The 25268-nt window shown below is 36.2% G+C and carries 21 protein-coding genes and 1 pseudogene; 9 read left to right on the top strand and 13 right to left on the bottom strand.

The features are described 5' to 3' along the window. Positions 1-21: 21 nt before the first annotated feature. Complete coding sequence (locus GGG_RS0104610; RefSeq protein WP_010112655.1) at positions 22-948, top strand: branched-chain amino acid transaminase; 927 nt, start codon at positions 22-24, stop codon at positions 946-948. A 62-nt stretch (positions 949-1010) separates the two neighbouring features. Here the strand turns inward: GGG_RS0104610 and GGG_RS0104605 are convergent, their stop codons facing one another. Beyond that, complete coding sequence (locus tag GGG_RS0104605) at positions 1011-2180, bottom strand: nucleotide sugar dehydrogenase (RefSeq protein ID WP_010112654.1); 1170 nt, start codon at positions 2178-2180, stop codon at positions 1011-1013. 437 nt (positions 2181-2617) lie between these two features. Between GGG_RS0104605 and GGG_RS0104600 the strand changes: the two genes are divergently transcribed. From GGG_RS0104600 to GGG_RS0104585, 4 genes are all read left to right on the top strand, one after another. Further along, entirely contained in the window at positions 2618-3382 is a 765-nt protein-coding gene (locus GGG_RS0104600; protein ID WP_010112651.1) for a hypothetical protein, read from the top strand. A 42-nt stretch (positions 3383-3424) separates the two neighbouring features. Further along, entirely contained in the window at positions 3425-4402 is a 978-nt protein-coding gene (locus GGG_RS0104595) for a Stealth CR1 domain-containing protein (RefSeq protein WP_010112650.1), read from the top strand. A 25-nt stretch (positions 4403-4427) separates the two neighbouring features. Then, positions 4428-5186, top strand: a complete 759-nt coding sequence (locus tag GGG_RS0104590) for a glycosyltransferase family 25 protein (protein ID WP_010112649.1) — start codon at positions 4428-4430, stop codon at positions 5184-5186. Positions 5187-5296: 110 nt separating this feature from the next. Continuing rightward, the gene (locus tag GGG_RS0104585) at positions 5297-6208 is read left to right on the top strand and encodes a glycosyltransferase family 32 protein (protein WP_010112648.1); all 912 of its coding nucleotides are present in this window, start codon (positions 5297-5299) and stop codon (positions 6206-6208) included. Positions 6209-6212: 4 nt separating this feature from the next. Here the strand turns inward: GGG_RS0104585 and GGG_RS19475 are convergent. The 8 genes and pseudogenes from GGG_RS19475 to GGG_RS0104545 form a co-directional block, all read right to left on the bottom strand. After that, positions 6213-7111, bottom strand: a pseudogene (locus tag GGG_RS19475) (lipopolysaccharide biosynthesis protein). A gap of 123 nt (positions 7112-7234) precedes the next feature. Next, complete coding sequence (locus GGG_RS0104575) at positions 7235-8140, bottom strand: glycosyltransferase (protein ID WP_010112646.1); 906 nt, start codon at positions 8138-8140, stop codon at positions 7235-7237. 116 nt (positions 8141-8256) lie between these two features. Further along, the gene (locus tag GGG_RS0104570) at positions 8257-9330 is read right to left on the bottom strand and encodes a hypothetical protein (protein ID WP_010112644.1); all 1074 of its coding nucleotides are present in this window, start codon (positions 9328-9330) and stop codon (positions 8257-8259) included. Positions 9331-9473: 143 nt separating this feature from the next. After that, a complete protein-coding gene (locus GGG_RS0104565; protein WP_010112642.1) occupies positions 9474-10337 on the bottom strand; it encodes a lysophospholipid acyltransferase family protein in 864 nt (287 codons plus the stop codon). 14 nt (positions 10338-10351) lie between these two features. Continuing rightward, a complete protein-coding gene (locus GGG_RS0104560) occupies positions 10352-10570 on the bottom strand; it encodes a hypothetical protein (RefSeq protein ID WP_010112641.1) in 219 nt (72 codons plus the stop codon). A gap of 118 nt (positions 10571-10688) precedes the next feature. After that, a complete protein-coding gene (gene aspS / locus GGG_RS0104555; protein WP_029574447.1) occupies positions 10689-12473 on the bottom strand; it encodes an aspartate--tRNA ligase in 1785 nt (594 codons plus the stop codon). Between the two features lie 190 nt (positions 12474-12663). After that, positions 12664-13437, bottom strand: coding sequence for a DUF4184 family protein (locus GGG_RS0104550; protein WP_010112639.1), 774 nt, complete (start codon positions 13435-13437; stop codon positions 12664-12666). Positions 13438-13468: 31 nt separating this feature from the next. Continuing rightward, positions 13469-14740, bottom strand: a complete 1272-nt coding sequence (locus GGG_RS0104545) for an O-antigen ligase (protein ID WP_010112638.1) — start codon at positions 14738-14740, stop codon at positions 13469-13471. A 208-nt stretch (positions 14741-14948) separates the two neighbouring features. On the opposite strand from GGG_RS0104545, the gene znuD reads away from it, so the two are divergent. Then, positions 14949-17042: a zinc piracy TonB-dependent receptor ZnuD gene (gene znuD / locus GGG_RS0104540; RefSeq protein ID WP_010112637.1), complete on the top strand. Its 2094-nt coding sequence runs from the start codon at positions 14949-14951 to the stop codon at positions 17040-17042. Between the two features lie 84 nt (positions 17043-17126). Beyond that, the gene (locus GGG_RS0104535) at positions 17127-18590 is read left to right on the top strand and encodes a phospholipase D family protein (protein ID WP_010112636.1); all 1464 of its coding nucleotides are present in this window, start codon (positions 17127-17129) and stop codon (positions 18588-18590) included. Between the two features lie 86 nt (positions 18591-18676). Here the strand turns inward: GGG_RS0104535 and GGG_RS0104530 are convergent, their stop codons facing one another. Next, entirely contained in the window at positions 18677-19129 is a 453-nt protein-coding gene (locus tag GGG_RS0104530; protein ID WP_010112634.1) for a hypothetical protein, read from the bottom strand. Positions 19130-19304: 175 nt separating this feature from the next. Between GGG_RS0104530 and GGG_RS0104525 the strand changes: the two genes are divergently transcribed. Continuing rightward, a complete protein-coding gene (locus GGG_RS0104525) occupies positions 19305-19823 on the top strand; it encodes an RcnB family protein (RefSeq protein WP_029574446.1) in 519 nt (172 codons plus the stop codon). A 107-nt stretch (positions 19824-19930) separates the two neighbouring features. On the opposite strand, the gene GGG_RS0104520 is transcribed toward GGG_RS0104525, so the two are convergent. Then, positions 19931-20425, bottom strand: a complete 495-nt coding sequence (locus tag GGG_RS0104520) for a phosphate-starvation-inducible protein PsiE (protein WP_010112630.1) — start codon at positions 20423-20425, stop codon at positions 19931-19933. Between the two features lie 147 nt (positions 20426-20572). Between GGG_RS0104520 and GGG_RS0104515 the strand changes: the two genes are divergently transcribed. Then, positions 20573-21202, top strand: coding sequence for an FMN-binding negative transcriptional regulator (locus GGG_RS0104515; protein ID WP_010112628.1), 630 nt, complete (start codon positions 20573-20575; stop codon positions 21200-21202). Positions 21203-21242: 40 nt separating this feature from the next. Here GGG_RS0104515 and GGG_RS0104510 read toward each other — a convergent pair whose 3' ends face one another. Together GGG_RS0104510 and GGG_RS0104505 are read right to left on the bottom strand one after the other, a co-directional pair. Next, positions 21243-23024 (bottom strand): acyl-CoA dehydrogenase C-terminal domain-containing protein, encoded by a 1782-nt coding sequence (locus GGG_RS0104510; protein ID WP_010112626.1) that lies wholly within the window; start codon positions 23022-23024, stop codon positions 21243-21245. A gap of 193 nt (positions 23025-23217) precedes the next feature. Continuing rightward, entirely contained in the window at positions 23218-25020 is a 1803-nt protein-coding gene (locus GGG_RS0104505; protein ID WP_010112624.1) for an acyl-CoA dehydrogenase C-terminal domain-containing protein, read from the bottom strand. Between the last annotated feature and the right edge of the window lie 248 nt (positions 25021-25268).

Here is a 25268-nt window from a genome sequence, read left to right as displayed (position 1 = left end):
TAAAAATTTGGAGTGTGCGCCATGAACTTGGCTGATCGTGATGGTTTTATTTGGCAAGATGGACAAATGGTTGATTGGCGTGAGGCTAAAGTCCACGTCTTAACTCATACATTACATTATAGTATGGGCGTTTTTGAAGGTGTCCGTGCTTATGAAACGCCTAATGGTACCGCGATTTTCCGCCTTCAAGAACATACAAAACGGTTGTTGAACTCTGCAAAAATTTATCAAATGAAAGTTCCATTTGACCAAGCAACGCTTGAGCAAGCTCAAATTGATGTGGTACGTGACAATAAATTGGCATCTTGCTATTTACGTCCAATTATCTTTATTGGTTCTGAAAAATTAGGTATCGCTGCTACTGATAATACAATTCATGCAACTGTCGCTGCATGGAGCTGGGGTGCTTACCTTGGCGATGAAGCAATGGCACGTGGTATTCGTGTGAAGACTTCATCATTTACACACCATCATCCAAACGTGACGATGTGTAAAGCGAAAGCATCTGGTAACTACACCGTATCAATTTTGGCACATCAAGAAGTAGTTCAATCAGGTTATGATGAAGCGATGTTGCTTGATCCGAATGGTTTCGTCTGTCAAGGCGCTGGTGAGAACGTATTCTTGATCAAAGATGGTGTATTGCATACACCTGATTTAGCAGGTGGTGCATTAGAAGGGATTACTCGTCAAACAGTCATGACCATTGCAAAAGATTTAGGTTATGACGTGGTTGAACGTCGTATTACGCGTGATGAATTCTATATTGCAGATGAAGCATTCTTTACAGGTACCGCTGCGGAAGTGACACCAATCCGTGAATATGATGACCGTGAAATCGGCTCAGGTACACGTGGTCCGATTACTGAAAAAATCCAAAAAGCATTCTTTGATGCTGTTCAGGGCAAAGACCCTAAATATGCACATTGGTTGACTTATGTAAAATAAGTCAATCAACATAAAAAAGGACTCATTGCAGTCCTTTTTTATGGTTTGCACTTTATTGGGGCTTAGTCATCTATCCCAAAAATATCACGGGTATACACTTTATCCCAAACATCTGAAAGTTCCTCAGATTGTCTATTGCTTAGGATTAAGTCTGAACGCTGTTTGAATTTTTCTAAATCTTCAATCACTTTTGAATTAAAAAATCTTTTTTGACTCAATGTCGGCTCATAAATAATCACTTTTATGCCGCGTGCTTTGATACGTTTCATGACGCCTTGAATCGCCGAAGCACGAAAATTATCTGAGCCACTTTTCATGACCAAACGATAAATGCCGACGATTTTAGGATTTTGTTGAATAATGGATTCGGCAATAAAATCTTTGCGGGTACTGTTAGCATCCACAATGGCTTTAATCAGGTTGCTTGGCACCTGATCATAGTTGGCAAGTAACTGTTTAGTATCTTTAGGGAGGCAATATCCCCCATAACCAAACGAGGGATTATTATAAAATTTACCGATTCTGGGGTCTAGACAAACACCATCAATGATTTGTTTGGTATTGAGATGATAGATTTGGGCATAGGTATCTAGCTCATTAAAATATGCAACACGCATGGCTAAATAGGTATTGGCAAATAATTTAATCGCTTCCGCTTCTGTGGCGTCGGTAAATAGAACAGGGCTATCTTTTTTAAGCGCACCTTGAATTAACATATCGGCAAAGACTTGGGCCCTTTCTGACTTTTCTCCAATAATAATTCGTGAAGGATAAAGATTGTCATGTAAGGCTTTGCCTTCACGTAAAAACTCAGGAGAAAAAATAATATTTTCAGTTTGATATTTTGCTTTAACTTTTTCGGTAAAGCCCACAGGAACAGTTGATTTAACAATCATGACAGCATTGGGGTTGATGTGTAATACCGCCTGAATCACTTGTTCAACGCTACTTGTATCAAAATAATTGGTACTTAAGTCATAATCGGTCGGCGTTGCGATAATCACAAAATCAGCGCAGGCATACGCCTCGTCAGGATGTAAGGTGGCTTTAAAATTTAATTTTTTATTTTGTAAAAAATGAGAAATTTCAGGGTCATGGATTGGAGAGATTTTTTGATTGAGCAGTTTAATTTTTTTTGGAATCACATCAACAGCAATGACTTCATGATGTTGTGCAAAAATCATGGCATTCGACAAGCCGACATAACCTGTACCCACAATTGCAATTTTCATATACACATATTTTATTAATTTTCATATTTTTAATGTGAATTAAGTGTGTTTAAGTCGCATGAAGGATCGATGACAAAATGATTGCAATGTGTCGTTTTAAACGCATCTATACAGTGGATGAAACCATGCGTTGATTCAAAACAAAATCGATTAACATTTTGATCAGATTAAGGCGATAAAACACCATTTATTTTTTATTACTTGCTACTCAAGATTACGATTGCTGTACTGTAAATTGAGGCGTTTTAACGGGATACTGCGCATTGAATATCAACTTTTATGTTAAACTGGTGAGCTTAAAGCGAGGTCTGAAATTTACACATTTAGAATCATTTGAATTTTCTAAATTGTAAAAACAACCTATTCAACAGCGATAGCATTTACTTAATCTGAGACTGATGAGCGCGCAGAGAGAAGTCATTTAGGGTCTAACCATTATGAGTAATGAAAGTCTTCAGCAAAATAAGGCTGTGACATCACATCAAAATATTGTTTTGTGTATGAAATGGGGCACGAAATATGGTGCTGAATACGTTAATCGCCTGTATAACATGGTGAAACGTCATAGCACTGTAGACTTCCAAATGGTTTGTCTGACTGATCGTACAGAAGGAATCGATTCGGCAGTTCAATGTTTTCCGATCCCCCCTTTGGCATTACCTGAAGGGAGTCCTGAACGTGGATGGAATAAGCTTTCAACTTTTGAACCCAATTTATATGGTTTAGAAGGCAATGCTTTATTTTTAGATCTAGATGTCGTAATTGTTGATAATATTGATGATTTTTTCACTCATCCTGGTGATTTTCTGATTATTCATGATTGGAAACGACCATGGCGTGTCACAGGGAATAGTTCAGTCTATCGCTTTACATTAGGCTCATTGCCAAAAATTCTCTCCTATTTTCGTGAGAATTTTGCTGAAATTCAGCATAAATTTAGAAATGAACAAGAATATTTGTCATGGTATGTTGATCAGCAGAAAAAATTAAGCTACTGGCCGAAAGAGTGGTGCAAGAGTTATAAGTATCATTGTTTGCAGAACGTACCTTTGGCTTATTTTAAGCCACCTGTGAAACCACAAAATGCCAAAATTATTATTTTTCATGGTGAAATCAATCCACCCGATGCGGTCAATGGCGGTGGCGGGAAATGGTATCGTTATGTATTGCCTTCTCAATGGATTAAAGATGCTTGGCAATAGTGGTTTAAATATATTGAAAGCGATCTGAAGGAAAACGATGGAATGCAGAAAATAGATTTTGTCATTGCTTGGGTTGATGGGAATGATGAACAGCATCGGTTGAAACGACAGCAATATCTTGGTGAATGTCCTGCTCAGGATGCCGTTGCCGACACCCGTTTTGCTAGCGATGATGAAATTTATTTTTCTATTGCCTCTATTTTAAAATATGTTCCATATTGCGGTAATATTTACATCGTGACGGATCAACAGCGACCTGAGTTTATTGATGATTTTGAAAAGGAAAATCTCTGTGAGCTTGGTCAAATTCAAATCATTGATCATCATGTGTTGTTCGAGGGATTTGAAGAATGTTTACCGACGTTTAATTCACTGACGATTGAAACCATGTTGTGGAAAATCCCACAGTTGTCTGACTATTTTATTTATTTAAATGATGATTTTTTCTTTAATGGCACATCTGAGTTGAAAGATTTTCTAAATGCAGATCAAGTCAAAATTTATGGTCATTGGCAGAGTAATGCCATCGTAAAAACCAAGTTTAAATTTCGTCAAATGTTAAATCAATATTTTGGAAAAAAACTTCAGCCGAAATATACGATTGCACAAATGCTAAGCGCTGATATGCTTGATTTTAATAAATATTATGAAATACATCATCGCCCTCATTTATTGGATAAAAGAGTGTTCAGTGGCTTTTTTGAAAAGCAACCTGATATTTTAAAGGCACAAATTCAACACCGTTTTCGAAGTGCTTTTCAATTTTTACCTGTGGGCTTAGCCAATCATTTAAAAATCAGAATCAATCAAGCCGAACTCAGTGATGATATCAAGATTGCATACTTAAAAAATGCCAATGGTATGGTCAAATTTTTAAATGAATTAAAAGATGAAAACATTAAATTTGGTTGTATTCAAAGCCTTGATCAGCTTGATTCTGAGCATGCCGAGCAGGTTCGAAACGCAATGATCGAAAAATTACAGGGTTATTTACCTCACTCTATAATTTCTTCATCTTAATAAAGTTTGTAATTGGAAGTAACGCATGAAAGTTGAAACTTATCTTATTAATTTAGAGGGTAGTGATGAGCGACTTGCGAGAGCAACTGCGCAATTACAGGCTGTGAATTGGCCGTTTGAACGTTTTTCAGCATACGATGGTCGTGGCAAAGAACTGTCATCTTTTGAAAATTATGATGATCAAGCAACACAACAAGCTTTGGGACGCCGTTTACTCAATTCTGAATTAGGCTGTTATTTAAGTCATTACGGATGTGTGGAAAAGTTTTTACAAAGTGATGCAGATTATTTAGTTGTCTTAGAAGATGATATGAAAATAACAGAAGATTTTAAAAAGTCTGTAGATGATGTTTTAGAATATTTAAATACACATCAAAATTTAGATTGGTATCTGATTAATTTAGCAGCAAAAAAGAAAAAACTTTCTAAAGATATTATGAAATTTAATGATTTTGCTTTATGGCATGCCTATTATTTCCCGATCCGGGGCTTAGGTCTAATTTGGTCTAGAAAGGGTGCTGAAGAATTTATTGCAATGGGTAAAACCATGACCATGCCCGTGGATATTTTTTTCCAAACATGGCTTAGTAAAAATGGTAAAGGTTTAGCTGTTTGGCCGCCTTTTGTTAAGCCAGCAGGTTTGGACAGTGATATCTTAGGCACTGTTGCAACGCAGGGAATTTCTCGAAAAGAGAAAGAAAATCGTGATGCTTCTTATGGGTTTAAAAAACAGAAGCGTATGTGGCGAGATCGGATGTATGCGTGTAAGCACCTATATTTTTAAAAATAATATATTTTTATTTAAAAGCGAAGGTTATTTAGTAAAGCCTATTGTGAATATTCTATTTGGCTATTTTAGCTAATTAATTTTGATTTAAAAAGTAGGTTGTTGATATGAAGTTTTTTAAGAAATTATATTATTGGGCTAAATTTAATATGATGTATTATTATAAAGTTCGATATAAAAACAATAAAATTGATAATTATGCTGGTCTGTTGATTTTTAATCCAGTACAAAAAAATATTGAATTGCCAAAGAAAATTTGGCTATATTGGGAAGGTCATTTTCCTGAATTTGTTGAAAAATGTGTCGATAATATTCGTAATAAAAATCCAAATTATGAAGTTTATGTATTAAGTCCCGAAAATGTAAGGCAATATAGTCAAATTGATTTTTCACAATTGGTAGATGCAACACCTCAGCAAAAAGCAGATTTATTAAGGTTTGATCTTTTATATCATCACGGTGGTATTTGGTTAGATGCCAGTATTATTGTGTATGAAAGCTTAGATTGGATTCCTGAGCTTATGAAAAAGAATAAAACAGAAAGTTTTTCTTATTATCGGAAGAAAAATACTACAAATCTAAATTATCCAGTTTTAGAAAACTGGCTGTTGGCTAGTATTAAGCATAATATTTTCTTTAAATATTGGTTTGATGAGTTATATCTAGCGATTCAGCAGAGTCCAAAAAATTATATACAAAATATAAAAGTTACAGAGTCTAATACAAAAGATATTTTTCAAAGAATTGGTAACTTGGAGTATTTAGTTGCTTATGTTGCATGTCAAAAAGTACTAAGACGTTCTTTCCCAAGTATTACTTTAATTGATTGTGATGAAAATGCTTTCTATTATCAAGTGAAAAATCGTTGGGTGAAAGAAAAATTTTTGATTGATATGGCTATTAATTATCCTGCGGATGAATATCCTAAATTGATAAAGCTTGCCGGTAAAGAGCGTAACTATTTATGCCGATATTATAATAAAGGTATGTATTTTAAAGGGTCCTTTATAGATTTCTAATATTTTAAATAAAATTCTGACTATCTAGTTTTATGAAAGCTTGAACAGCACTTTGCGCAGAAAGGTTAATGACCTGAACATGTTGTTTGTCCAAAAAAGTTGCAGCGGTATGAAAGGCATTTGAAATTTTTACAAAGTCTTGTTCAAGCCGAGTAGGCTGTTTGTTTTCACTCGATTCATAAAATCGTGGCTGATTAAAATTGTTCATATCTAATCCAGCAATAAGAATGTGTTTATAATTTAAAGCATAAGCAATTTGTAAAGCAACATATGCGACAGTATAATAATCATAAATAGCATCAAAAATTTTTGTTGAAAAACCAATATCATTTTCTACGTATGCATGAGGAAGGTGTTCAGTTAGTGTTGTTTTAATACCCATGAAGTGCTCAATTTTATTTTCTGTAATAATTTCTATAATTTTTAAAGTACATTGGATTTGATTAGCATCATATTGTCTCAAAATAAGTTCTAAACATCGTGCTGTTGTAAAAAATGTACACTGAGGATTATTAATAATTATTAATACAAGGTCAAATTTATTTTCAATAAAATTATGATCAATAATTATATAATATTTGAAAGGAGTGTTTTTTAAACTTATTGCTCCATTAAGTCCGATATAGTCATATTCATTCTTTTGGAATAATGCGGAATCTAGAGTTTTAACAGATGGTCCAGTTGCAACAATAATGCAGGTATCATTATCAGATTTATATTGTGTTGTATTGTCTGCAATTTTTTATTTTTATAAAATACTTGATTTAAGTAACCATTTTGATCTCTTATAACTTTAAAGTATGGCCAATATCTACGATTATGGTTAAATGATTTATGATGGGATATTTTGTATAAATATTTAAATATGTTTCTTAATAGCGTATCTGTAAAAAAATTACTCATGAAACATACCTATTTAAAATAGTTTAATTGCCATTAATGAATTAAGTTAATGTATCTAATTCTATATTAATAGGTAACATTAACTTAATAAAAATTTATAGTTAGAGGGATGACGTTGAATAACTAATCATCTAAGGAAAACTTATTGCCTTTAATTTTTGATTTTATTTTACCAATCGTTCGGTTAAACCAATTATCTTGACTATCGGGGCGAGTGATTTTATTTCCATGATAATTAATCTGGGTTGCTTTTAAGAAATCGCCATAAGCAGAAATTTTGTAATCTTTCAACTTATATCCAGCGGCGATTGCTTCTTGGTAATATTGGTCAAAAAGTGCTGTCAAATCTGGTCGAGGATGAAGCATTATTTCACCATCGAACCAATGTTTCTGGCCATCCAATTTAAGCCTTGGTATAGAATACTTATGACTAAATTGAGTCCCCATATCTGAATAATGAAGGATTTTAATCTCATTTATAGGAAGTTCTTCACCATCAATACAATTATAGTTATCTGTATAATTTTGTACCAAATTTGATTGTTCTTTAATCAGTTTCATTAATTTTTTATGAGCATTAGGGTCTTGTTTTAATTGCTGTAATTTGGGTAAATAATTTTCAGCAACTGCACAGTTCCATATGCAAGTACATAAACGAGCCGTACTTTTTCCACCCTTTGCGATGACCATTGTATTTTGATCAAAAGCAGTATTCCATAATTCTGCGATATCAGTTAAAACAATAACATCTGCATCCATATAAATTGCACGACCTTGAAAATTACATAGTTCAGGAATAGCCCAGCGAAAGCCTGAAAAAGGTGTTGCCCATTTTTCTGTACACCAACCAGTGTGTTTGATTTGATCAGAGTACCAAGGGCTATTTTGATCATGACTTAACTGCATCCATGTAATTTCTACAGGATGTTGAGTATTTTTTCTGATGCTATAGTCCAGAACCATCATTTGTTCAAGGTCGCAGTTATTCGGATCGCAACCTACAAAAATTTTAATGGTATCATGTGTCATATAGATTCACCGGCAACAATGGATGTTCAATACTCATATCTTATCAATTCTTATCAACAATAAAAATCGTTTTGAACTTTTTGTCTTCAAGGATTGTTACTCAATTTTTTGCTAATCTAGGTGTTAATTGAATTAATATCTGGTAATTCAATCGTTTGATAAGGGGGGAGATCTAATATATTTTTGATCCAATTACCAAAACTATATTTTTCTACAATTTTTTTATCTATTGGCACATATGGGCTAGTTAAAAAAGTAGAAATATTTGAAAGATCTTGACCATCCCATATAAGAATATTATTTGGATGGTAAAAGTCGTAATATTGAACTGCACTATTGTTAGTAATTAGTTTTTTCCCATAGTATAAAGCTTCGAATGTACGAAAAGATAAACCATGATGTACTGGATTAACCACATCGACTAATATGTCCGCCTGATTAATACGAGTTATATTTTCATCAAATTCAATATTTCTTTTGAGAAATTTAATTTCTGTGGTTTTATATTGAGCATGCGCTTTTTTAATATTCTTGAGTGCTCGGATATTAAAATCCAATTGAATTCCATGTTTAATTAATGCTTTTGCACAACAATCTAACGATTTAGATCGTTCATCAAAATGTAATCCTACGAAATAAGCAATTGTTCCTTGATGTGCAATAGGTTGTGGATGATACATATCGAAATAGAAATTTGTTGTACCTATTAAGTTGTATTTTCTATATTCAGAATTTGATAAATCCATATTATCAAAAACAAAAAAACGATTAAATTTATTAATGGACAACAAGGTATCTGGAAAGCGGCCTAAACCATTCCATTGATAGCCAATAAAGTTGTGATTACTTTTTGTTTTCAGTAAATTTAAATGTTCTAGAGAAAATAAATCAGGGCGAATCACTAAAGTATAATCTGATTGATTATTAATGATAGCTTTTTGAATTCTATGGTTTATGATCTCATTTTTTAAATTTCTTTTTAATTTAGCTTTATAAGTGGAATCTGCGAAAAAAAATTGACGAAAGTAATGATAAATTGAATGAAATAAAGGAAGTTTTATCCGTTTTAAATGTTCAGGAGAGCTATCTATAAACTCAATATCGAAATTATGATACTTGAGATTCTTTTGAATCGGTGTGGCGAAGTTACTATGACTTGGCATTGCTAACACAATTTTGATTTTATCCAAACGTTAACCCCTGAATTTAAAAGAAATATAGTTTAAAGAAGTAGTGTTATCAATCCTAGATGTTAGGCGAATGTCACTCAAAATTTTATAGAAGCATATATAAATGTAGTAAGAAGGCAATTAGTTTTATCTTCAGTTTTGTATTATTTATACAAATTCTTCCCACCTTCCAATTTCCGAAATCGTTTATATGCCCATAGGTATTGTTCTGGGGCGACATCAATCATTCGTTCCATTTCTTTATTTAAGGTATCGACAGAAAGTTGCAAATCTTTGGAATTAATATCTGCAGATAACTCGGTGAAATGCAGATCAAAACCAGATAAGTCTGGGCGACGAATACATGTTAATCCTACAACAGAACATTGTGTCTTTGCAGCAAGTTTAGAAAGTAAGGTTGATGAAAATGCATTCAATCCAAAAAAGGGTGAATAAATTCCGCCAGACGCTTTAGGATTATGATCAGGCAGAATGGCTGAGAAGCCTCCTTGTTTTAAATGTTTAAACAAAGCCCGCACACCTGAATCATCTGTAGGTACAAGTGTTGCATTCAACTGTTGTCGTGATTCCAGCATGAAACGATCTAAATCTTTATTTTTACTTGGTTTATACATAATCACAGGGTTAGTATGTTGATTCACCCATGCATTCATCAGTTCCCAAGTTCCAAAATGAGGAACAACGCCTAAAGTACCATTGGGATTCTTTAAGGCATTCAGAAAAATCTCTGGGTGATGAACCTCTTTGATTTGTGCCAGTGCAAAATCAGGAGATGAACCCCAAATTTTGATCGATTCTGCATAAGTCATACTTTGACTTTTTAAACTTGATTTAATTAACTGCTGTTGTTGATGATCATCAAGTTTGGGATAAACTGCTTTTATATTCAGTTCAGTCGTACGTTTTGCAGAAGAATTACTGATATATAATAACGTACCAATAGCGCTTGCAAGAGTCTGGATGACCCTTAAAGGCAAACGCGAAAAATTTTTAAGTAAGGAATACATAGGTTTATTTAGGCTTAATCTCGATCTGCATTACCTTTTAAGACCATGTAAATCAGTGCTGAAATGATACAAAACCCAGCGATAAAACTACTCGTACTGAAATAGACAATACGTTGATAAGTATCCAAATTAAAAAGTTGATGGCTTAAGATATAGCGCATAAATCCCCATTGGACCACTGAAAATACAATGATAATAATTGTATGACGAAGAACAGCAGGACGCATAGCCATCGGTTTTCACCTTATAAATTAACTTGAATATTATGCCATTGATGAGGAATTATCTCAATTCATGTATAAAAAGAGAAAAACCCTGCGCAGAGCAGGGTTTGACTTAAATCATTAAAAATTATTTAGTTTCTTCAGCTTTTGCTTTTTCACGTAGACGAATACCTAAGTCACGCAATTGATTTGGTTCAACTGGTGCAGGTGCTTGAGTCAATGGACATTCAGCAGTTTTGGTTTTAGGGAATGCAATCACATCACGGATTGAAGATGAACCTGTCATCAACATCACTAAACGGTCAAGACCGAATGCTAAACCACCGTGTGGAGGTGCACCGAATTTCAATGCATTTAACAAGAAGCTAAATTTCTCTTCTGCTTCTTCTTCATTGATTCCTAAAGCTTCAAAAATTGCTTTTTGCATTTCTAAGTTGAAGATACGTAAAGAACCACCACCGATTTCAGTACCGTTCAATACCATGTCATAAGCAACTGAAAGTGCAGCACCTGGGTTGTTCTTCACTTCTTCAACACTTGATTTTGGTAGTGTGAATGGGTGGTGAACAGATGTCCATTTGCCATCATCAGTTTCTTCAAACATTGGGAAGTCAACAACCCAAAGAGGCGCCCACTCACAAGTTGCCATCTTCATGTCATGGCCAACTTTGATACGTAAAGCACCCATTGCATCATTCACAATTTTCGCTTTATCTGCACCAAAGAACACGATATCGCCATTCTCAGCACCAACACGTTTCAACAAATCAAGCACGATCGGCTCGATGAATTTAACGATAGGAGATTGAAGACCTTCAATACCTTTTTCAAGTTCGTTGACTTTGATATAAGCCAAGCCTTTTGCACCGTAAATACCCACGAATTTTGTATATTCGTCAATTTGGCTACGTGGAAGTGAACCAGCGCCCGGTACACGAAGTGCAACAATACGGCCTTTAGGATCTTTAGCAGGACCAGCGAATACTTTGAATTCAACGTCTTGCATCATGTCTGCGACGTCAACCAATTTCAAAGGAATACGTAAGTCTGGTTTATCCGATGCATAATCACGCATTGCATCTGCATAGGTCATACGTGGGAATTTATCGAAGTTTACGTTTAGAAGTTCTTTGAACATTTTAACTGTCAAAGTTTCCATCAAATCCATAATGTCATCGTCACTCATGAACGATGTTTCAACGTCGATTTGGGTAAATTCAGGCTGACGATCCGCACGTAAATCTTCATCACGGAAACATTTAGCAATTTGGTAATAACGATCAATACCACCCACCATGAGCAATTGTTTGAACAATTGTGGTGATTGTGGAAGTGCATAGAAACTACCATTTGAAACACGGCTTGGCACTAAATAGTCACGTGCACCTTCTGGGGTCGCACGTGTCAAAATTGGTGTTTCAACGTCTAAGAAACCATTTTCTTCGAAATAGTTACGAATTAAGTTGGTGAGTTTAGAACGGAAACGTAAACGATCTAACATTTCTGGACGACGAATATCAAGGAAACGATATTTCAAACGGATTTCTTCAGAAATATTTGAATTTTCATCATTCAATGGGAATGGTGGAGTTTCAGACGCAGCAAGAACTTCAATTTCTTTACCTAAAACTTCGATTTGACCGCTCACCATATTGGCATTTTCAGTACCTTCATAGCGACGACGTACACGACCAACGATTTTTAATACAAATTCTGAACGTGCTTTGTCCGCAGTTGCAAATGCTTCTGGGGTATCTGGGTCGATAACCACTTGAACGAGACCATCACGGTCACGCATATCAAGGAAAATCACACCACCGTGGTCACGACGACGGTGTACCCAACCACAAAGGGTTACGGTTTGGTCAATTTGAGCTTCGGTTAAAGAACCGCAATAATGAGTTCGCATCATGGCGTTAAAAATCCAACTATATGGGTTAAGGAAGCGAATACGTAAACAGCGCATCGCCTAAAAATGTAATGTGAGATTATGCCTCTTTGAGCGATGAGTCACAAGGACTTGAGTCCAAAAGCAGCATATTCTCAAATAAATTTAAGCTCAATCTCATCAAAAATGAGTGATTAAATCGGCAATAACGCTATTAATCGAAATATTTTCGATGATTCAAAAAGGCAAAGATGATGCAACCTAAAGTAAGACAGAGGATCGCACCACGAGTAAATGCTTTTATAGAAAAGCCAATCAAATGATATAGATCGGTATCTTGTGCTGAGAAAGCTGTTTGTTGTGCAAAATAAACATAATAAATACAACCACTAAAGAGTGTGCTGATGAATAAAAGCCAAGCAAATGATGATGCTTTGTGATTTAAGGTATTTAAATCTTGTTTTATCCTATATTTAAAAAAGTAATGTACAGCCATCCAAATTAAAAAAGGCAAAGCAAGCGCAGAACAGCCGATTTGCAGAACCTTATGCATTGGATATTCATGGTTCAAAATGATTACGGGTTGTGCCAAAAACTCATGAAATGCAAAGGTTCTGAAATCTAAATGAGTTAAACCATCCCAAATAATGTGTGTTGCTGTACCAATCAGAATGGCAATCACCATTGAAAGTAAAAACTGACAAAATGTTGAAAATGAGTGAATATTTAAAGGTTTAGCAATGCTAAAAAATTTAAATAACATCGGGCGGTATAAGCAATACCAAAGAAAACAGAAGAGTAAACCCACCAATAAATCAGGATAAATAATGCCTTTCCATTGATGATTTAACAGAATTTCAGTATCGACCAATAAACGATAAAGATCAGGTGTCATTGTACCAATCGCTAAAGCAGCAATCGGTAAGCGATTACCAGTCAGTTTAGCAATGGGTGGTGCAAGTACAGCATGAGAAAGGGTAAAAGGCATGCTCAGTTTCTTTGAATAGTAAAAATAAAAATCAAACGCCATTGTTGTGAGTGGTGTTTATATTTTCAATATAAATAATGTTCATTAAGCTTAATGTGATTAAGAAAAGAAACATGGTTGGGAAAGAATAAAACAATAAGTAATCACTCATACTACAAATGATGAGATAGACGCTACTGATTAAACCTGAAAATGCGAGAAGTTGCGTTGATGGATTGTTTTTCTGAATCATATTTTTTGTAAAATAATAAAGTGTCGCGAATGCCAATATTAAGATATTCAAAAACCCTAACAAACCATGTGCAGCGAGCTCTTGAAATACAATATTGTGTGCATGTGGTTGGCAATTTGGAACTTCATTTTCCGCATTAGGTGTACAGATTTTATTTTTAAAATTGATAAAACCCTGTCCAACATAGGGCGATTGTTGAAATTGTTCAATTGCGAAATGCCATAGTGCAAATCGTGTACCGACACTGGTATCATAATTATTCTGCTCCATTAAAGAAGCATCACTTTTTAGCAAGTCAATTCGCTCGATTATCGGAGAATGAGGCATCAAGCAGATACCTACGCTGAGTACAAGCGATGCGGATAGCATATAAAGTACTTGTTTTAAATGCGTTTTATAAAAATAAAGTGAGATCATCAGCAGTGCAATAGGAATACCTAGCCAAGCGCCACGACTTCCGTGCAATACGATGAGTGTGATATTGACCAGACATAAACTGATAAATAAAAAAGCGAATTTTCCTTTGAGTCTGAAGCTAAACACCAATCCGATTAGACTTAGGGCGATTACGCAATAATCATAGAGTATGATCGACTTAAATTCTGAAATTAATAAACCTCGATCAAAACCAAATTGAATATTTAAATAACTATTAAAAATGATTGAAAAAACGATCGTTATGAAGATTATTTTTTTAAATGTTTCAGATGTAAAGTTTGAAAATTTGAATAAAGTTCCGAGAAAAATCAGCGGGATGATATACAAAAATTGAGAAAGATATTTATCTGCTTGCTTGTTAAATTCAAGGTCTGTCGAAGCTTGATTGGCATGGAAAATATATTCATTTAGGCTGATGCAGAGCGCAGAAGAAAAACCAATAATCAAGATGAGCGGGTGAATATAGAGTGTTCTATTTTTAAATAAATATAAGATGAATAAAGCCAAAGGAATATAAACCAATGACCAACTTGCACGATCGTCAGTGATTAAGTTAATAAAAAAATTAAAATAAAAAAACAGCAATCCATAGAAAATGATCGGTTTTGAAATATCTTTTTGAAGCGGTGGCATACCATGGAACTCTGTGATCGATCTTAATTTTAATTCTCGATATTTTCAGAATATTTAAATAACGAGAATCACAGAGATCAATTTTAACATAGCTGAGGAACTTGATCTTAAAGCAACACAAAAAACAAAAGGAGTGATGCTATTGCAAAATTGATGAAATGTTATAATATAACAATTATTCAAAATATCGAGCTTTGAGAGCCAGTACATGACTTTTACAAAAAGTGCTCTGACACTTTCTATTTCAACCATTTTTTCTACTTTAACTTGGGCAGATACGAGTATTAGCAATACAGCTGAACAGCCTGTTCAGCAATTAGAAACGATAAGGGTAGTGGGGCATCCACTGGTTGCTTCAAGTGCTGACTTTGCTGTTGCAGACCAAACTGTTTCACGTGAAAAATTGCAGCAAGGTGGTACGACTTTAGGTGAAGCGCTAAAAGATGAACTAGGTGTATATTCAAATACTTTTGGTGCTGGATCGAGCCGCCCTGTGATTCGTGGGCAAGAAGGTGCACGAGTTAAAGTCACACAAAATGCAACTGAAACGATGGATGTTTCAAGCTTATCACCAGATCATGCAGTGACTGTAGACCCTCAACTCGCGCAAAAAATAGAAGTGATTCGTGGCCCATCTACATTACTTTATGGCGCTGGATCAGTCGGTGGTTTGGTCAATGTCATTGATACAAAAATTCCGACAGAAATGCCAGAACAGGGTTATGACGGTAATGTAGGGATTCGCTATAACACTGGAAATGATGAAAAACTTGCACATGCAGGTGCAACGGTTGCTTTGGGTTCAAATGTTGCATTACGTGTAGAGGGATTAAAACGTGATGCAAATGATTATATTAGCCCTAACTATAGTGTAACCGAAGATCATGGCGATCATGCTCACACCACTAAACAACGTCGTGTAGACAATACATTCTCCGAATCTGAAAATATTAATCTCGGTTTGTCTTGGATTGGTGAGCGTGGTTTTGCTGGGCTTTCTTATAGTCATCGTCAAGACCAGTATGGTTTGCCGGGGCATAGCCATGAATATGAATCATGCCATTTACATGGTGATCATTTGCATTGTGGCGGACATGATGATCATGAGCACGAAAATGAGGATGATCATGCAGCTCACGATCATGAAAGTGGCCCATGGATTGATATGAAAACAGAACGTTATGATTTTCGTTCTGAATTAAACGATCCTTTTGTAGGATTTAAAAAGTTACGCGCTCAAGCAAGCTATACCGACTATCAGCATGATGAAATTGAAGGTAGCGAAGCTATGACGACCTTTAAAAGCAAAGGTTATGAAGGTCGCGTCGAGTTGGTGCACAGTCCAGTAGCTCAGTGGGAAGGCGTGATAGGCATTCAAGCCAGTCAGCAAAAACTCGATATTACAGGTGAAGAAGCGGTGCTTGCACCGAATAAAACCCAAAAATATAGCCTATTTGCTTTGGAACATCGTCAATGGAAAGATTTCCATTTTGAACTTGGTTCACGTTTAGATCATCAGAACATTGATGTTGATTCTACGCAGAAAGATTTTGATGGCAATGCATTTTCTTATTCAGGTGCAGTCAATTGGGAGTTTGCGCCAAACTATAAATTATCATTGCTTGGTTCCCATCAAGAACGTTTACCTTTAGCGCAAGAGCTCTATGCAGATGGAAAGCATTATGCGACAAATACGTATGAGTTAGGTAATGATCAATTAGATAAAGAAAAATCCAATAATGTAGAGTTGGGATTGCATTATGAGGGTGACAAACTCAGTTACCACGTGCATCTGTATCACAATTGGTTCGATAATTATATTTATGCTAGAACTTTAGATCAGTATGAAAATTTCCGCTTAATTCAATATTCACAAGACAGTGCGAAATTTTATGGCACAGAAGCCGAAGTTGCTTATCAATTGAATGATGTCTACAAAGCAAGTTTATTTGGTGATTATGTACGTGGAAAAATTGACAATGAAAATGCGCCACGTGTTCCAGCCGGGCGTTTAGGGACACGAATCAATGCAGATTTTGATGATCATTGGTCAGGTTCGGCAGAATATTCGCATGTGTTTAATCAAGATAAATTTGCAGCGTATGAAACGGAAACCCAAGGCTATAACATGGTGAATCTTGGAATTGCGTATAAATACCCAATTACAGATAAGCAAGAAGCCAAAGTTTACTTGAGCGCGAATAACTTGTTAGATGAAACGGTATATGAACATAGTTCATTCTTATCCAATATCCCTCAAATGGGACGCAATTTTGTATTTGGTGTTGATTATAAATTCTAGTTTGGTTGCGTTTATTCACGAAATCATCATTGAAAAATAAAGAGATTAGACCTAGTCTGAGTGTATTGGATTAGGTCTTTTCTTATGCGTATCTTTAATAAAATTCACAACAAACTTAGTTGGTCGCCACGGCGCTATTTTGGCATTATTGTGGGTGTATTGGCTTTGGGTTATTTATCTTCAGCGATATACCATACTTATAAACCCATGCCTCAAGGATTAGATTTTACGGGGAAGCTTCAACATAGCAACGTGAAATTCATTGCAGATCAAACCTATATAGATGCGCAAGGCAGACAACATTTAGATCAGCATATCTTCGATCAAGTTCTACAATTGATTAAAGAAGCCAAAACCACCATTGTGATTGATATGTTTTTATTTAACAAAGAGGTCGGTGATTCCAAGCTGCAACATCGCGCGCTCACAGAACAATTAACCCAAGCATTGATTAACCAAAAAGTGGTGAATCCGACTTTAGAAATTAAATTCATTACCGATCCAATCAATTCGGTATATGGTGGCATTGCACCTGATCAGTATCGTGAATTACGTCAAAATGGTATTGATGTGATTGAAACCAATTTAACACCGTTACGTGCTTCAAATCCGACATGGTCTGGATTTTGGTATTTGTGCTGTCAGAATATTGGTAACAATGCTGAAAAAGGGTGGTTAAGCAATCCTTTTGGCAAACAACCGATCACCATTCGCAGTTATTTAAATCTATTTAATTTTAAAGCCAATCATCGTAAAACCATAGTTGTAGATACAGATCAAGGCTGGAAAGCGATTGTCACTTCAGCCAATCCGCATGATGGTAGTTCACGTCACTCCAATATTGCATTGATGGTCGATGGTGCAACAGCGGTTGATATTTTGAAATCTGAACAACCAGTGGCACATATGTCAGGTGGTGATACACCTTTTGTCGTCGTTGGAAAATTACCTGAAAATCCAAATGATCCACAAGTTCAGGTACTGACAGAAGCTGCAATTTATAAAGCAGTTTTGAAAATGCTTGAAACCGCAAAAGCCAATGATCAAATTAATTTAGCGATGTTCTATTTGTCAGAGCGAAAAATTATTAAAGAACTGCTTGCTGCCAAGCAACGTGGTGCAAAATTGCGTATTTTACTCGATCCCAATAAGGATGCGTTTGGTCGTCAAAAGAATGGTATTCCAAATCGTCAAGTGGCTTCAGAATTACACGATGCAGGTATCGATGTTCGTTGGTGTAATACGCAGGGTGAGCAGTGTCATAGCAAAATGATCATTAAACGCAATACACAATCTGCGGAAATGATTTTGGGTTCAGCGAATTTTACCGCACGTAATTTGAAAAATTATAATTTAGAAACTGATTTAAGAGTTGTTGGTAAACCACAGCAACAAGTCTTTATGGATGCGGAACAATATTTTAACTCAGCTTGGTCAAACTTAAATGGACGCCAAATGAGTGTGGATTATGCTCAATATGCGGATGATTCTAAGTTGAAATATGGCTTATATCGTTTTATGGAATGGAGTGGTTTGTCGACATTCTAATGTCGAATCTCTCTTTAATTTAATATGAGGAATGGATAGACCCTTCTTTAAAAAGAAGGGTTTTTATTGATTTAATCGTCCAAGTTTTATGGTTCAGGATTCGGTGGAATCATCTGATCCAAATCTTTATCAGAAATATTATCCAATTCATGCAAATCTGTTTTAATTTTCCACTGACTTTCATCTTCAACAGGTTGAGGTAAACGTGCCTCTAACCAATCACACACCACGTCTGGCGGAAAATCTACGTGATTGCATTGAATAACCCAAGCTAGAAATTGTTTAGCTTCACCATTCATATACGGTGGTGGGGAAACAGGTAAAAATTGCGTCGGCAAACGTTCATTTTTAGAAATATAATTCAGCACATGTCCAAGCTCTTGCACAGTTTGCCAAGCCAAAGGATGTTCAATATTAATTTGAAATTTAAACCACCATGCTTGTTTGCCATCTGAGCCATAGCTATCAATAAAGCTTTCTTGCACACTTGGCACTTTGCAAAAGAATTGATGTAAACGGTCAAAACTCAGTTCAGCCACAATACAGCACTCATCAGATTAAAATTATATCTTATCAGATTGATCACAGAATTGACTCGACTTGCTGTATAAACATAGGGGTGAGGTTAAAATTTGCCTATCATTTATCCATTATTTGTCTTGAATTAGGCGTTAAAATAATTACGAGATAGACAGTAAGCGTTTGGAGGTAGAGATGAAACAAGTACTCGGTTTAAGTGCGTTGGCATTGATGCTTTCAGGAGCGACTATTGCCGCTTATGCGGATGGTAAAGACTGGGGCAATTACCGCAGTGTGGAGCGACCACAGAAGCGATACCCAACAACAACGTATAAATATCAAGATCAATACGGGCGCCCAATGTCACAGGAGATTCCTGTTCGACCACCGCAGTATCATCGTCCGTACCCACATTATCCAAATTATCCGAACCAAGGTTATCCTCATTATCCAAATCAAGGCTATCCAAACCGCCCTTATCCTATTTATCCACCACAAAATGGTGTAACCATTATTTATAATCATCAATTTCCAACGCAAACTGAATATCATTCAGACAGCTATGGTTATGTGAATGGGCAGGGTGGCAGTATTTCTAGTTCAGAATATACCTTGATCAGTGATTGGCGACGTTATGGATTACCTGCTCCACAAGTAGGTATGCATTGGATTTATGAAAATGGGCGTTATTTACAAATACCGAATGATCGCTAAGTGATTTATTCATATCAATATTGATTCAAAAAATTATTCTAAATTTGAGTTTTTGTTCACTCATCCACATCCTGCTCTTGGTCAGAGAAGGATGTGGATGAAGAATATTAAGCCAATTCGTCATCTTCAGGACGTGGCGTTTTGCCATGAGGCAAAGTTTGTTCAGTATGTTTATCTCGAATGACCGATGGATATGTCCAAGAGGCATAGCGAACAATCAAAATGGCTATCGCTAAAATCAACACTGAACCTGTGATAATAATCAGGTCTATATCCGCTTTATGGTCATGTTGAATATCTGAAATCAATAGCCGAGTTAGTGCTGTAATTGCAATATAAATTAAAAAGCGTACTGGCATATGATTGGTTTTAAAGTAAATTCCAACCATAGCACCCAATTCTAAATAAATGAAAAGCAATAAAATATCGTCAATACTCGCATATTGTTTTACGGTTAATATTTCTATGATGGTATGTACCGCAGACCAAGCAATCATACAACCGATAATAAATAAGGCGACATAGTGAAAGGCTTCGACAGCAATGTTGCCAAACTTATCAAGGAGGTTTTCAACTTTCTCTATACGCGGGTCTTTATGCATAACAGCCTCCATTTCTCTCATTTTAAAGCCAGTAAAAACTATGCAAGTTTCATGCACATGACTGAAAAATGAAGAATTGTGAAAACTGTTTTTGATCTTTATTGATGCTATGTTAAAAGTGATTGATGGAATTTTTTAGGAAGAACGATGTATCTACCGACTCATTTTAAACAAGAAAATCATTCTGAATTATTTGATTTAATTTTAAAGAATCCATTAGGAAGTCTTATGGTAATTCATGATGGTGTGATTGAAGCCAATCATATTCCTTTTGAATTAGATCATTTACATGGTGAGTTGGGTATATTGAAAGGACATATTGCTAAATCCAATCCATTAACAGACATGATCAATCAACCTTTGTCTGCTTATGTAATTTTTCACGCTGATCAAGCGTATATTTCACCAAGTTGGTATGAAGGAAAGCAAGAACATCATCGTGTTGTACCGACGTGGAATTATCGTGTAGTGCATGTTCAAGGAACGATTCGAAAAATAGAGGATGAGAAATATCTACGTGGTATTTTGGCACGATTGACTAGAATTCATGAAGAAAATCAAAAAACTCCATGGAAAATGGGGGATGCGCCAGCAGACTTTATTGAAGCGCAATTAGAGAAAATTGTTGCGATTGAAATTGAAATCGAATCGATCATTGGAAAATTTAAAGTCAGTCAAAATAAATCTCAGGTTGATGCGACAAATATTGCAAAAGCTTTAGAAAATACAAACCCTGAAATGGCTGAATCTATTCAAAAATATTCGCTTAAGCCATAAAAAAACGCCTGATGATCAGGCGTTTTTTCAACATCAAAGATTAAGCTTGAGTTGTAAAGTAATCTTCGCTGAAATTCATAATCACTTCTGAACCTGCTTTGATTTTTGCAATACGTGCATGTAAATCAGGCAAGATACGTTGAATGAAGAAATGTGTAAGTGCCAATTTGTCTTGATAGAATTGACCATCTTTAGACTGTGCAGCATTGGCAATACGTGCAAACATATAAGCGAAGCTTAATAAGCCTACAGCATGTAAGTAATCAACAGCCGCAGCATTTGAGAACTCAACATTTTCTTTAGCACGTTCTAAAACGTGTTGAGTGATCATGTCCACTTCAGTTGCAACGTCTAAAGTCGCATCTTTAATGAAGTTAAGGTCAGTGTCTAAACCATTGGCAAAATCACGAATTTCTGAAATATATTCAGCAATAAATTCACCATTACATTTAATCGTTTTACGACCGATTAAATCTTGAGATTGAACACCGTTGGTGCCTTCATAGATCTGTGCAATACGTAAATCACGTACACACTGTTCCATACCCCATTCACGAATATAACCGTGACCACCAAATACCATTTGTGCATCAATCGCTGCATTGAAAGCAGTATCAGTTAAATATGCTTTTGCGATAGGTGTAAGTAATGCAACACGGTTATTGGCTTTAGCAACAGCTTCAGGATCAGTTGAGAATTTAGTAATGTCTAATTGCTGACCGACATACACTGCAAATGCACGAGATGCTTCATTGTTAGCACGTGCGTTTAATAACATACGACGCACATCACCATGAACTAAGATGCTATCCGCAGGTTTGTTTGGCGATTGAACACCAGAAGCGCTACGACCTTGTAAACGATCAGTCGCATATTGTGCAGCATTTTGGTATGCATATTCAGAAGCGCCAAGACCTTGGATACCCATAGATAAACGTTCATAGTTCATCATCACGAACATTGCTGCTAAGCCTTCGTTTTCTTTACCAACAAGGAAACCTTTGGCAGCATCAAAGTTCATTACACATGTTGCAGATGCTTTGATGCCCATTTTATGTTCAATTGAACCAGGACCAGCAGCATTACGTTCACCTAATGAACCATCCGCATTAACCATGAATTTAGGTACGATGAATAATGAGATACCACGTGAGCCCGCAGGTGCATCAGGTGTTTTTGCTAAAACAAGGTGGATAATGTTTTCAGCAAGATCATGGTCGCCACCAGTGATGAAGATTTTAGTACCTGTAATATTATAAGTACCATCTTCGTTACGTTCAGCTTTGGTTTTGATAATGCCTAAATCTGTACCTGCATGTGGTTCAGTAAGACACATCGTTCCAGACCATTCACCTGAATAGATTTTAGGTAAATAAGTCTCTTTTTGTTCTTGTGACGCATAACTGTTTAACGCCATACCTGCGCCTACAGAAAGTAGCGGGTAGAGCATAAATGATGGGTTAGTTGCAAATAACATTTCGTCAGCAAGTACAGTCAGCATTTTAGGCATGCCTTGACCGCCCCATTCTTCGTCTGCACCTAGACCGATCCAGCCGCCTTCAGCATATTGTTTGAATGCTTCTTTAAAACCAGCAGGTGTCGTCACAGCGCCATTTTCAAAATGAGCACCTTCTTCATCACCACTACGGTTTAATGGAAGGGTAACGTTTTGAGAGAATTTAGCCATTTCTTCAAGAATCGCTTCAGCCGTAGCAGCATCAATGTGCGCTAGGTTTTCATTCGATTGCCAGAATTGCTCTGCATTAAATACATCATTAAGAATGAATTTCATATCTGCAAGTGGTGCATTATAAATTGGCATGTTGGTTCACCTGATTTTGTTTGAATCTGTAGTACGAGGTCAGTTTAAGCAACCATTGTGAAAGTTGTTAGATGACCAAAGACAAAGGATGTTCTATTTATAAAGAAAAAGGACAATCAAAGCTATGACTGTCCTTTCTCAATTTCTGCACTCAAGGGTACAGTTTTTTAATATTACTGACTAAAATCTAATCTTAGAAAGCAAAATCTTCAGCATCTAATGCCATCAATGGATCTAAACCACCAGCGATCACGTCTACATGTGAACGTACGCGCGGTAAGATTTTCTTGAAGTAGAAGTTTGCTGTTTTAAGTTTAGCGTTGTAGAAAGCAGCATCTGTAGTGCCTTCAGCAAGTTTTTGCTGAGCAACAAGTGCCATACGAGCCCATAGGTATGCAAGTGTTACATAACCAGAGAAGTATAGGTAATCTACAGCTGCAGCACCCACTTCATCAGGGTTTTGCATTGCTCGCATACCAATTTGCATCGTCAAATCGCCCCACTCTTTGTTTAGAGCAGCAAGTGGTTCAACAAATGCTTTCATGTCCGCATTGTCTTTGTTTGACTCTACAAATTTATGAATAACTTTTGTGAAGTCTTTCAACATTGCGCCTTGAGTTTGAAGGACTTTACGACCTAACAAATCAAGTGCTTGAATTTCAGTTGTACCTTCGTATAAGCAAGAGATACGTGTATCACGTACAATTTGCTCCATACCGTGCTCAGAAATAAAGCCGTGACCACCGAACACTTGAACACCGTGTTTCGCAGATTCTGAACCAGTTTCAGTTAAGAATGCTTTAGCGATTGGTGTAAGAAGTGACAACATGTTGTCCGCTGATTTACGTTCTTCTTCAGTTGCACCTTGCTCAACAACATCTGCATATTGAGACAAGAAGTAAACAAGTGCACGACCACCTTCAGCAAATGCTTTTTGAGTCATAAGCATGTTACGTACAGCAGGGTGAACAATAATTGGATCAGCTTCTTTCTCTGGTGCTTTAGGGCCAGAAAGTGAACGCATTGCTAAACGATCTTTTGCATATGCAAGCGCGCCTTGGAAAGATGCTTCAGAAGCAGTCAAACCTTGAACAGCAGTACCAATACGTGCAGTGTTCATGAACGTGAACATTGCATGTAAACCTTTGTTCTCAGGTCCGATCAAGAAACCTTTAGCACGATCAAAGTTGATTACACATGTTGAGTTACCGTGGATACCCATTTTGTGTTCAATCGAACCACAACGTACGCCATTACGGTCTGAAATAGAACCGTCAGCATTTACGTTGAATTTAGGTACGATGAATAAAGAAATACCTTTAGTACCTTTTGGCGCACCCGGTAAACGTGCAAGAACGATGTGGATAATGTTATCCGCCATGTCGTGTTCACCAGCAGAGATAAAGATTTTCTCGCCAGAGATTGCAAAGCTACCATCAGCATTTGGTTCAGCTTTAGTACGGATAATACCTAAGTCAGAACCTGCATGAGATTCTGTTAAACACATGGTACCTGTCCATTCACCTGAAACAAGTTTCGGTAAATAAAGCGCTTTTTGTTCAGCAGAACCGTGATGCTCAATGGTACGTACCGCACCATGAGAAAGACCAGGATACATACCCCAAGCCCAGTTCGCAGCACCAACCATTTCAGAAATAGCTGTACCTAATGAACCTGGTAAGCCTTGACCACCATGTTCTTCAGCAACAGATAAAGATGGGAAGCCTAATTCTACATATTTGTCATAGGCTGCTTTAAAGCCTGTAGGTGTCGTTACAACACCGTCATTCCATGTACAACCTTCACGGTCGCCCACTTGGTTCAGTGGAGATAATTCATTTTCGCAGAAATCAGCACCAGCTTCTAAGTATTGATCGACCAATTCACGGCTTACGACATCTTTGTATGCAGGGAGTTTTGCGTAATGTTCTTCAGCATTTAATAATTCATGCAAAACGAATTGCATATCACGTAAGGGTGCTTTGTATTGTGGCATATCGGTTTCCTCAATACTGGTTAGACCAGATTTATAATCCTAATAAATACGATGCGTGTCTTCGGTGACACATACTTGCTCTATTACATCGTGCTACATCTTGTAGTCACGTACAAGTATTTGATGGTTAATTCTCTGTGACTGTAAAGTCAAAGAAAAATAGCTTGAATATTGTAAGTGCTTTGAGTGTAAACAGTTTTAAGGAAAAAATAAGCGCACACATAGTCAAAATCGTAAAAATATATGTC

The organism is Acinetobacter sp. P8-3-8 (assembly GCF_000214135.1).
GTDB lineage: Bacteria > Pseudomonadota > Gammaproteobacteria > Pseudomonadales > Moraxellaceae > Acinetobacter.
This window is presented reverse-complemented; position numbering and strand designations above follow the sequence as displayed.